The 11,317-nt window shown below is 48.0% G+C and carries 10 protein-coding genes; 3 read left to right on the forward strand and 7 right to left on the reverse strand.

Translation table 11 applies throughout. The annotated features are described in order from the left end of the window. Nucleotides 1-52: 52 nt before the first annotated feature. Both IJ23_RS14345 and IJ23_RS14350 read left to right on the forward strand, forming a co-directional pair. The gene (locus IJ23_RS14345; RefSeq protein WP_033906618.1) at nt 53-913 is read left to right on the forward strand and encodes a helix-turn-helix domain-containing protein; all 861 of its coding nucleotides are present in this window, start codon (nt 53-55) and stop codon (nt 911-913) included. A 91-nt stretch (nt 914-1,004) separates the two neighbouring features. Beyond that, on the forward strand, nt 1,005-1,592 hold the full coding sequence (locus tag IJ23_RS14350; protein WP_033906619.1) for a GNAT family N-acetyltransferase: 588 nt from the start codon (nt 1,005-1,007) through the stop codon (nt 1,590-1,592). Between the two features lie 110 nt (nt 1,593-1,702). Here the strand turns inward: IJ23_RS14350 and IJ23_RS14355 are convergent, their stop codons facing one another. From IJ23_RS14355 to IJ23_RS14380, 6 genes are all read right to left on the reverse strand, one after another. After that, nucleotides 1,703-1,969, reverse strand: coding sequence for a DUF2999 family protein (locus tag IJ23_RS14355; protein WP_004746427.1), 267 nt, complete (start codon nt 1,967-1,969; stop codon nt 1,703-1,705). Between the two features lie 103 nt (nt 1,970-2,072). Next, entirely contained in the window at nt 2,073-3,197 is a 1,125-nt protein-coding gene (locus tag IJ23_RS14360; RefSeq protein WP_033906621.1) for a lipocalin-like domain-containing protein, read from the reverse strand. Beyond that, a complete protein-coding gene (locus IJ23_RS14365; protein ID WP_033906622.1) occupies nt 3,197-5,707 on the reverse strand; it encodes an ABC transporter permease in 2,511 nt (836 codons plus the stop codon). Before IJ23_RS14365 ends, IJ23_RS14360 begins: the two co-directional genes overlap by 1 nt. Further along, nucleotides 5,694-6,404 (reverse strand): ABC transporter ATP-binding protein, encoded by a 711-nt coding sequence (locus IJ23_RS14370; protein WP_017820083.1) that lies wholly within the window; start codon nt 6,402-6,404, stop codon nt 5,694-5,696. Before IJ23_RS14370 ends, IJ23_RS14365 begins: the two co-directional genes overlap by 14 nt. A 225-nt stretch (nt 6,405-6,629) precedes the next feature. After that, on the reverse strand, nt 6,630-6,875 hold the full coding sequence (locus tag IJ23_RS14375) for a DUF3297 family protein (protein ID WP_005374689.1): 246 nt from the start codon (nt 6,873-6,875) through the stop codon (nt 6,630-6,632). A 105-nt stretch (nt 6,876-6,980) separates the two neighbouring features. After that, nucleotides 6,981-8,972: a U32 family peptidase gene (locus IJ23_RS14380; protein ID WP_033906623.1), complete on the reverse strand. Its 1,992-nt coding sequence runs from the start codon at nt 8,970-8,972 to the stop codon at nt 6,981-6,983. Nucleotides 8,973-9,199: 227 nt separating this feature from the next. Between IJ23_RS14380 and IJ23_RS14385 the strand changes: the two genes are divergently transcribed. After that, entirely contained in the window at nt 9,200-9,646 is a 447-nt protein-coding gene (locus IJ23_RS14385; protein WP_033906624.1) for a DUF302 domain-containing protein, read from the forward strand. Between the two features lie 95 nt (nt 9,647-9,741). Here the strand turns inward: IJ23_RS14385 and ptsG are convergent, their stop codons facing one another. Next, complete coding sequence (gene ptsG / locus IJ23_RS14390; RefSeq protein ID WP_081886422.1) at nt 9,742-11,184, reverse strand: glucose-specific PTS transporter subunit IIBC; 1,443 nt, start codon at nt 11,182-11,184, stop codon at nt 9,742-9,744. Between the last annotated feature and the right edge of the window lie 133 nt (nt 11,185-11,317).

Below are 11,317 nucleotides of genomic sequence, written 5' to 3' on the forward strand. Positions count from 1 at the left end.
TGTTTAAGCAAAAACGTTGCGCTTATTATCTTTACTAACCGCTAGGACAATCATGATAGCTTGGAAACAGTCTCTGCCAGAGTACGAATGGCTCATTCATCAAATTTGGTACTTGGAAGTGCCAGAGGGTGAAGTCATTGACCCCAAGCCGCACCTTATTCCAAACCCGCGTGCTCATTTACTCTTTACGCCACCAGTGCAAGGCTACAGCTACGACACGGGAGACACAAAGCTTGCTGGCAAAGGCTGCCATTTATTAACGGCTAACGAGCATTTGCTGTTGTTGGAAGATACGGCTCCCATCAAGCGTATTGGTATCACCTTTCGTCCAGAGGGTCTGTATGCCATTGAATCACGGTTTAGTGATGCATCCCAAGTAGCAGCAATTAACCAATGCGATTGGTTTGATTGGCTCAACGCGGCGTTTGATGTGTGCTTTCAACAAGGGTTATGGCAGCTAGAGTTGCAAGATTCACCGCAATGTTTGCTGAACTACATCAAACAACATCTAGATGCGTTAGATATCGAACCTTGTTGCACCAAACCGTTTTTGGCATCGCAAAAAGCGGTATCCGTGATGGACGCTCAAGCGCTACGCTCACCTGAGCTAGCGATGGATATTGATGAGATAGCCAAACAATGCGCCTGTTCTCGAAGAACGCTTGAGCGCAGTTTCAAGCAAGTGGTGGGGCTGAGCGTTAAGCAGTATCAACAAATGGCACGTCTGGAGCAGATGATTTTGACCCTCTACAAACAAGAAGCGATTGATTGGGCGAGTTTCTCACAACAATTTGGTTTCAGTGACCAATCGCATTTGATTCGTACCCTCAAACAGCAGCTAAGAAAAACGCCAAGCAAATACTTGAAAAAGCGCGACTTAACCATCGATATCTATGGCGATTTTGAGTCGTAATACATTGCTAATCAGCCCGAAAGTTGTCGCAAAAATCCAATTTTTCTCTTATCCGCTGGGCTACTATTTTCAGCAGATAACGAGGTAACACATGTCATATCAAAAACTAAAACAAGGCGAAGCCATCCCATTTAACGAATCGTTGACTATCCAACTGATTCAAGGCTCTGATCTACAAGATATTATCGAGATGTTGAACGACGATAAGGTCAATCAATATCTGTTCTTCGCACCTGCTGACAACAGCCTATATGAAGGCTTCTTTGACCCTATTATTGAAAATACGGCACAAGCGAGCAAAGACGGTGTTTGGCCAGATAGCCCAACGTTCGTGATTCGTGACCAGCAAGGTCAGTACATGGGAATGTGTGCAGTGACCGCAGTGATGTTCTTAACTGGCAACTACGAAGTGGGTTATCAATTACCTACTTACGCATGGGGCAAAGGCGTTGCAACCCGTGCTTGCCAAATGATGACCGCGATTGGCTTTACTGAGCTAAACGCCCATAAAGTCAGTGCGGATTGCTACGCTTCTAATGCTGGCTCTTACAAGACGTTAGAGAAAAATGGTTTTACTCAGGAAGGCCGTCAGAAAGACTACTACAAACTAACGCAAGGCTTTGACGACAAGCTCTATTACGGCATAACCGCAGAACAATTCGCGTCTTTAAATCGCTAATAATTAGCCGACAAAAAGTAGCTAACAACAAAGTAGCCAACAAAAAAGGCCGTTAACCCACATGCTCGGGTTAACGGCCTTTTCTATATTCAGCGCTAAATGGCTAACACTTAGTTGCCTTGGTTTTGGCTTTGAAGCTTCTCTTTTGCTTCTTCAACCTTTGAGAAATCCAATCCCAACTCGTCTACGGCTTCTTTAATTAGCGCAGGGTTTTGCATCACTTGCGCCATCAGCATTTGTAGCTTGTCTTGTGGCAAACCTAGTTGGCTGATTGTTGCCATTGCCGCTAGAGGGTTTTGCGTCAGAGTCTGAAAAATCTCGTTGATTTGTTCGTCGCTGATATTGTTCTCTTTCAGCAAGGCGATAATTGGGTTCATCATATTTCCTTTCAATCATTCATTGGATGACACTGAGGTGCAGTGTATCACTCGGTTACCTGTGTTTGTACTAGCTGAATAATTGGGGTAATCACTCAACTTTTCAATACCCCGTTAGTTCCATATAACCTGTCCCAGAATGAGAGCCCTTAATGCGCACAGGGCCTTCCCAATAAGGCACTGAAAGCGGCATTTTCGCGTTCGGGTTGAGTGCAGAAACGGTTAGCTCGATTTGCTGCTTAGGAATCGACACTTGCCACTGGGTTGGATACTTTCGCCCTTGGATTTCTGTTTGCTTAGTCGCCTCTAGCTGAATGTCTTTCTGTGGGATAGCAATGCCAGAAGCATCTTGCTGCATCAGCCTTGCGCTGGAGTAACTGGCTTGTCCGGTTTTGGAATCTCGCAATTGGAACACCACCAAGCTGGTGTCGTCACTCAACCTTAGGGCAAACCAGTCCCAGCCTTGTTGTGAGTCGAGTAAGAGTTGCGAGCTCCACTCTCGGTCTATCCAGCCTTTGCCCGACACTTGATGGGTTTTGCTGTCGATCGTGACTTCACCGGAGACATCAATAAACGGTTGGCTGTAGTAATACGAAGCCACCTGACCATCGGCGCTTTTGGTGCTGTACCCTTGCTCTCCTTGTTTTTGATACGGTGCGCTGCTGGTAAGAGTGAGCGAATAGCCAAACTGTTCGGAGTTTGCATTCAATGTGGCAGGGAAGAGATCGGTGGTTGAAGAAGTCCACTGCCAATCATCGAGATAAACCCGAAATGGTGAAGTGTCGACGCCAGCGAGAGAGGCTTGATCGCGCGACCATTTTTCATCGGCGTAGTGTTTGTCTGCGGTCGTCACTGCGCTGTGCGCCATGTAGATTTGTTGAGCTTGCCATTCGGTTTTCTTCACGTCATCTTCGCCCGTTGGCGGCGCAGCAGCAAAGCGAAACTGTGTCCACTGGACGCCAAGTGGAGTGCCATCTTCATCAATTAAGTTAGCGGTTAAGTACCACCATTCATGACGAAAGTTTGGGTGTGCTTGATGGTCTGCAGGGAAGGTGAGTTCAATCCCTTTTTCTACGGGTGTGAATAAGTTGCTCTCGCTTTGTGTATCTCCACTGCCCAGCAACGTGCCCATATTTTGCGTGCCCATATTTTTTTGTTGGGCATCTTCACAACCGAATAGGAATAAGCTGCTTATGAGTAGAGTAAGCTTGCTTGCCAATCGAACCATCACAACACCTCGCTTTGCAAACTGGATACGACAGGCTTACTGACCAATCGCCACAGCGGAATCAAGGTTGCGATCACTGCCACCAAGATGGTGATTGCCGCAATGCTCAGCGCATCACTCCAATTCCACAGATAATTTAAGCTCCAACCAAAAGCGCGCAAGGTGACAATATCTGTCAGCACATATCCCACCATGGCTCCTAAAGGTAGGGCAATAACCAGCGTAAAACTGACTAAAGCGACGATCTGTCCGACCACCATGGTCATTAATTTACGACGGCTGACGCCAAGTGCATACAGCCTTGCAATAGCGGCTTTACGCGCGTCGAGTAACATGAAACAAGCACTGAACAAGCCAATCACCGCGACCATTAAAGTCACACCGTTGAGTGCGCGGGTAATGGCGAAGGTCTGCGAGAAAATATCCAACGCGATGGATTTGATTTGCGCCTGATCGTAGAGCTGATTTGGGTGCAGATTCAATTGCTCGCGCAGTTGCTCGTAGACGATTTGTGGGTCACCCGAGACTTTAATACCAAGGCTTGTTGGCAGGTCGGTAAAGCCACTCTCTTGCCATAATTTGGGTGCTAATAAGACTTCACCGTTGGGTGAGCCGTAATCGTGGAATACCGCACCCACAAGCAGGTTCTTATCTGGAACAGCATCAAGCGTGAGCTCGCTACCCAGTGATAAACCCAGTTTGACCGCAGTAGGTTCACTGATCGCGACTAACTTACCTTGATAAAAGCGTGACCAGAAGTTTTCCAAGTGCGATTTGAATACCATGGTTTGTTCTAAGGTGTCTTTGTCTTTGGTGCCAAGCAAAATCGGTAAGCCTTGCAGGTTATCGTCGACGTAGTATTGCTTGTAGACGGTCTCAACCTTATCGAACTGCCCTAATGCGCGCTCTACATCAGCGATTTCTCCTTGCGCAGGGCTGACGTAAATATCGGCGTGCAGCCTTTGTTCTAACCACTGTTTAAGGGTGGATTCAAAGCTGCCCACTAAGGTGTTCATCCCCATATTGGCAGTAACGGCGAGTAGCAGTGCCATCATGGCGAGAGAAAGCGGAGAAATCAGCTCGCGCAGCTCAGCAAACAGATACTGCATCAAACCGGAACTGGTGCGTTTTTCACACCAATTGGCTAATACGCTGATTGTTTTGGGTAGATACAAAGGAATCGACACCACAAGCACGCCGAGCCACGCCATGGTAAATCGGTGGTGCTCACTCAGCCATAAACCCGCAAGCGCAAGAATCGTTAACGCAGCACCTATCAAAAACAATTGGTTTTCGTTAGAGGCTTCAGGTGCTTGATAAAATCCGCCATGAGAGGAAAGCGGTTGGCGCACTCGCTGTTTAAAGTGCTGCCAACATGCCAATAGGGTGGCGGCTAACGTGAGCAGCAATGCTTGCGCCCACCATTGCCACTGCCAAGTGCCGGGCAGCAGTGTTGCGCCGTAAAGTTGTTCTAAAGTCAGTGCTACGGTCGGGTGCAGCCAATGGCTGAGCTGTATGCCCAACACAAAACCGAGGGAAGCGCCGATGGTAACGAGAAGAGTGAGCTCAACTAACAGCGCAGAGAACACAATGCTCGGCGCAACACCCGCTTGTTGAATTTGCACTAACAGCCGATTGCGTTTCAGCAAGCTGTACTTTACGCCGTTGTAAGCGATGAACAGCCCGACTAAAAACGCGAGTAAGCTCATTGCGGTGAGGTTGAGGTGAAAGCTGTCGGTCAGCGAACCAAGGTCTGTACTTTGGTTATTGGAAATCCATTGCCCTTGATCGCTAATCAGCTTCTGCCAATTTGCCTGCGTGTCTTTATCCCCTTTATCACCCGAATGGAAAACTGCAATGTAACTGAGCTGCCCTTGTTTATTGAGCAGTTGCTGGGCAAAGCCAATGTCCATCAACATTCGGCTACCTAACTGCCATTCGTCTGGTAGCACCACCACTTGGGTTGGAATGTCATCCAGAGTTAGGGTTTCTACTTCCCCTAAGTTTTGATGTTGAGATTGGCTCATCATCACGATCGGCTTACCGGCCAAAAGCTCAGGTAAAGGTAAAGCACTGTCGAACAAAGACACGTTTTGTTGGTTTTCTGACGAATAGCGCGAACGTGAGGAAATTGCGGCAATCAACTCACTACCTTGCACTGACCAGCGACGCCCTTGTTCGTCTCTCACTCGCCCTTCGATTACAGGTAGTGCTGCACTGAGCCCGTTTTGTCTAAGGGTGAAATAAAGAGACTCGGGCAGATAGTTTTGCCCTGCTGGTGGAATAATTAAGTTCTGAGCTTGTGCGCTAAGCTGCTCGGTAGATTCCGCATAACTTCGTTTGGCATTGAGGTTGATGGCTTGCACCGCAACGAATAAGGTCACAGCCAACACGATACCGATCAGAATCGCGGCGGCTTGCAGTGGCGCCTGCCGATAGTGCGCTGCAAACAGATTCAGGGCGAGTCGAGTATGAGTGAATCTGTTGTTTGATGGCTTAGTTTGCTTCATGGTGAAGCTCATGTTTGTTTACTTGATGGCTGTTCTGTAGCTGACTGTTATCCAATCGCAGCCGTGCTTTCATAAATTCAGCGCATTCATGGCTGTGGGTCACCAAGAGCACGGCGGTATTGCCTTGGGTGGTGATTTCACTGAGTAGTTTCATCACTTCCAAGCCTGCTTTTTGGTCGAGGTTACCTGTGGGTTCATCGGCGAGTAGAAGCTTAGGTTTGTGTGCCAATGCGCGCGCAATCGCGACTCGTTGTTGTTGACCTCCGGAAAGGGCAGAAACATGCCTGTCGAGAAGTTGGCTGATACCTAGAGTCTCGACCAAATAATCGCACCAGTCGTTCCATTTCTGTTGATTCAAATGCAGAGGGAAGGCGATGTTTTGCTGCACGTTGAGCGGCGTTAATAGATTGAATTGCTGGAAGATAACACCGAGTTTTTGATGTCGAAATCGGCTCCATTGTGGGTCTTTCCAAGCCGCCGTGTTATCGCCATCTAACCACAACTCACCATCGGAAAGCGGCTCAAAGCCAGCGATGACATTGAGCAAAGTACTTTTGCCGCTGCCACTTGCGCCCGTCAGCGCAACACTCGCTCCTGTGTTCAACGTGAAGTCGACGCCTTCCAACACGCGATGTGTCTCTTTGCCATCGACAAAGCTTTTGCTGGCGTGTTTGAGTGTGACAAGTGGGCTTTCCATTTCCTCTCCCTGTATTCAAAAGGTGTCGTTTCTTTTGGCAATGCTTATTGCTGTTCGTTCTTTAGAAACTTTAGACAACAATCAGATAAAAACAGCGATTTACATCGATTTCTTAATAACTTGTACTGAAAAGAAGAGGGAAGAGATTAAATGAGGAGGGATATGACAGGCATTAAAAAAGCCCGAGTCAAACTCGAGCTTTCAAATACATTCAGCGTGGTCAGCTTACACGTAGTACGCTTCAACTTCGCCTTTAAGTTTGATTAGCATTGGGTTACCGAAACGGTCTTTTGCTTTAGGAGAAGCAATTTTTACCCAACCTTCGCTGATGCAGTATTCTTCTACGTCAGTACGCTCTTGGCCGTTGATACGAATACCGATTTGGTGCTCGAAGCATTCTTTGATGAAGAATGGGCTACGTGGGTTACCCGCTAGGCGATCTGGTAGAGCTGGTTTAGCTGTGTCTGTCATTTTGTGTGACCTAAATTCCGTAAAAAGTGCGCTATTGTAGTCAGTGCACTGTGTGTGTTCAAGATATGTTGAGAGTCGATGCGTTGTTTAACTTTCAAGTAACTCCTACAACCCCTTTAAATACTGCGCGTTGGCTGTTGGTTGAATCATGGCATTCAGCGTTTGGACGGTTTGTTCGCTGTGTTCTTCAAGTAGAGCTAAGAACGCGTCAATCAACTCAGGTTTGCTTGCTGAGACTTTCGTTTCGGTCTGGATATCACGCAGATCGATCAACACATCGGTAAACAATTGCGGCAGATCGTGCAGCACTTGCAGGTTTAAGATGTTGTGCTCGCTGTAGATTGAATTGTGGCTGCCTTTTTGTTTTTGCACCAAGTAAGGATTGTCTTTTAAGTTGATGATAGACGTGCGTTTGTCACAGCGTTTCAAACAACTTTTGTTGACCTTCACCTTACGGCATCCTTCGGTTTGTTGAAACAAACATTGGCGGCTCGTGAGTAGAGTGTTCGGGTGATAAATGCTGTAGAAGCTGCGCATGTTTTTCGGACGCTTTATGTGACGCACCTGCTTCATATTCAGCTCGTTAGAAACAAACGCGCCACTTGCCGCGAACTCGTCTTGAAGGCATTTAAACGCGTATGAGTTCACCGTGTTCAGTTGTGGGCCTGCCACCCAGCCTAAGCCGAGCTCTTTTGCGATCATGCCGACACCTGAGTTGTTGGTGATCAACAACTCAGGTTGGATGGTTTCCAAAAATACGCGCGCGGCGTGGTAGTCTTCGCCAATCAAAATGGCTGGGAACCAAGGTTTGAGCATTGGGTTGGCTTGGAACAATTCAATCATCGCGCTCAGTTCACCAGACAATCCCATTGGCAATTGATAGTAAACATCAACGTCGTGGTATTCGCACAGCATGGCTTCTTGTGCTGACGAGATCAGAACCGATAATTTTGGCGCACCTTGGCGAGGTTCTGGTTGAGGTAACGTTGGCAGAGTTGGCACATCAATCGACCCTTTCAAGCTGCTGCCGGATACTTGTGTTGAAGTGACATCGAACGACTTAGTTTGCTCTGCCACTTTCTCAATGATCGCGGTTTTGTCATCGTAGAGTTTCTTTTTCACCGCTTGTACATCATCAGCAGACTGGCATTGGTAAACCTTCGAAAAATGCTTTACAGCATGGTCGCGCGGGTTGTCGATGTACATCGCCTTGCCGAAATCACCTTGCAAAAATGCGTTGGAGAAATCACGGTTGAACACTGTGTATAACTCTGTGGTGTCTTCAGAGAGTTCCAAACCCTCGCACAAGCGATCAATCTGTTTACGCCAGTTATCGACCACGGTGTACACGTAGTGGGATTTCTTAATGCGGCCTTCCACTTTCAACGAATACACACCCGCATCAGCAAGCGCTTCCAAGTCCCCAAAGGCGGAGTTGTCTTTCATATTGAGTGGGTAGTTGTTGCCTGTTTTGGTCGTTTCGTACTGTTCGCGACAAGGTTGGCTACAGCGTCCACGGTTACCTGATGCGCCATTGCGAGCGGAACTGATGTAGCAAATTCCGGAGAATCCGATGCAGTATGAGCCGTGGACAAACACTTCCATCATTACGTTGTGCTCGCGACCAAATTGCGCCAGATGTTTTATCTCACTGATGTTAAGTTCGCGAGATAAGTTTACTCGGCTTGCGGTGAGCTGGTTGAGAAAGAGGATTTGGCCTTCGTTATGCGTGTTCAGTTGCGTTGAAGCGTGCACATCCAAATCGGGAAAGTGATGTTTGAGAATGTAGGCCAGACCGAGATCTTGTACGATCACGCCATCGATTTTGGTGGTGTTCAGTTGGCTGAGCAAGCGAACAATCGCTGGAATTTCACTTTCTAAAATCAGCACATTCAACGTTAGGAAAATCTTACAGCTGTGCTGATGGGCCAACGTTAACACGCCATTTAAGTTATCTAAAGTGAGGTTGGTCGCTCGGTTACGAGCATTGAAGCGGTCGAGCCCACAGTAAATTGCATCGGCGCCAGCGGCAATGGCGGCTTTGATGGAATCTAAATCACCACCGGGTGCTAATAACTCAAATTGATCGCGTGTCACTACTTTTCTCTTTCTTACTAAAATAGGCTGCAAATGTTACGTATTTCACGCTTTTGATGCTCAGCTAGTTAACGCTTTATTAATCTGAATCAATTAATCCGTGTTACACGGTCGACTCTTGAGTGGGTAGAGTGCAATTCGCGATAGCGGAATTTGACTTCTATAGTTTTCCTACACTTGGTTTTTCTATATCTAGTTTTCGACTCAGAGAGAGGAAGGGACGACAAATGAAAAAAGTAATCATTGGGTTGGTCGTGGCGTTGACGTCATTGAGTGCATTGGCTGGGGAGGGTGTGGTAACCGTTGCGAGCACGCATTCAGCAAAAAATACGGCGGATAAATTTGTCGCTATCGCGCAAGAAAAAGGGTTGAACGTCTTTGCGCGCATTAACCATCAAGAGAATGCCACGAAAGTCGATATGACGTTGCGACCAACCGAAGTTATCGTGTTTGGAAACCCTAAAGTAGGCACGCCACTGATGATCTGTGCGCAGGAAGTGGCGCTCGATTTACCCCAAAAAGTGTTGGTGTATGAAGATGATGAAGGCAAAACGTGGTTAGCTTATAACGATCCTATTTATTTAAAGCAGCGCCATCATATTGAAGGCTGTGACGAGGCATTGAACAAAATCAGCGGCGTGCTGGGCAATTTAACCAACGCGGCGGCGAAGTAGGGCTGGTTATTGGCTTCGCTTTTTTTACTCCGAAAACGAAAAAGCCAACCTCACAAGGAGGTTGGCAAATCTTACCTAGATTGGGGGAGGTAAGATCAGGAGGTGGCGAGTACGCTGTGCACTTTTGACTTAATTGAGTCAGACTGCGTGCCGAAAATCGCTTGTAAACTGTCGCCAATCACTAACACATCTCGCGCGCCAAGTGCTTTTAGCTTAGCAACATCAACGTTAGCGATGTCTTTCACCGAGACACGCAGACGAGTGATACACGCATCGACTGACTTAATATTGGCTTTGCCGCCCAATGCAGCTACTACATCCACCGCAATTTCATCAGGCTCTCCGGTAATCTTCACTTCTGCAATGTCGGTTTCACGACCCGGCGTTTTCAGATCCAACTTCACAATTAGGAAGCGGAACAAGCCGTAGTAGAGCGTCGCCCAGATTGGACCGATGATGATGAACATCCACGCGTTGCTCGACATTGGGTAGTAAAGGAAGAACTGGATCGCGCCGTGCGCAAAGTCAGTACTGTGTTTGATTTCCAAAAATGCGGTGATCGCAAACGCAATACCAGTTAGGAAAATATGGATCACGTACAGCACTGGCGCGACGAATAGGAAGGTAAATTCGATTGGCTCTGTGATACCAGTTAACCAAGAGGTCAACGCCGCAGACATCATCAAACCGCCGACGATTTTCTTACGCTCAGGAGACGCGCAGTGGTAAATCGCCAATGCCGCTGCTGGTAGCGCCCACATGGAGTACATAAAGCCACCAGACAGATAACCTGCGGTTTTATCGCCCGCGAAGAAGCGAGTGAGCTCACCGGTAAACTCTTTGCCGGTTTCTGGGTCTACATAGCTGCCGACTTCAAAGAAGAACGGCGCATTCCAGATGTGGTGCAAACCAACCGGGAGTAGTGAACGTTCGCCCGCGCCGTAAACCGCCCACGCGAGTACAGGGTTTTGGTACGCTGCCCAATGAGAGAATGCATCAAGAAGTTGTCCGACAGGTGGCCATGCAAACGCGAGAATCGCACCAACGACGATCGCCGATAGACCGGTGACAATGGGCACAAATCGCTTACCCGCGAAGAAGCCCAAATATTCCGGCAGTTTGATGTTGTAGAAGCGGTTGTACATGATTGCCGCCACCGCACCGATAAAGATGCCGCCAAACACCCCGGTTTGCAGCGTCTCAACGCCCATGATCGTGGCGTCAGTTTCTAGGCCGCGCAGGCCAGTCACGATACCGAGCGATGCGTTCATAATAATTAGGCCAACTAAGCCTGCGAGCGCAGCCGCACCGTCATTGCCTTTTGATAACCCGAGCGCCACACCGACCGCAAACATCAACTGCATGTTGCCGAACACGCCTTCACCGGCGGCGAGCATCACTTTGTTGACCGCGTCTGGAATAAACGCAAAACCCGCGTTACCAATACCCAGCATCAAGCCAGCCACCGGTAACACCGCCACAGGCAGCATCAACGACCGCCCTATTTTTTGTAGTTGTCCAAATATACTTGCAAACATGGTTTCCTCCTGACGAATGCCAGTGTTGTAGGACCTGATTCCTTCAGGTCATGTTGTTTCACGTAAGGTCAGGATGATCATAGCGAGCAAGGCGGCGCCTAAGGTTACAAAAGGCAATCAGTTTGTAAGTGGC

It is taken from the genome of Vibrio sp. OY15 (assembly GCF_000742455.1).
GTDB lineage: Bacteria > Pseudomonadota > Gammaproteobacteria > Enterobacterales > Vibrionaceae > Vibrio > Vibrio alginolyticus.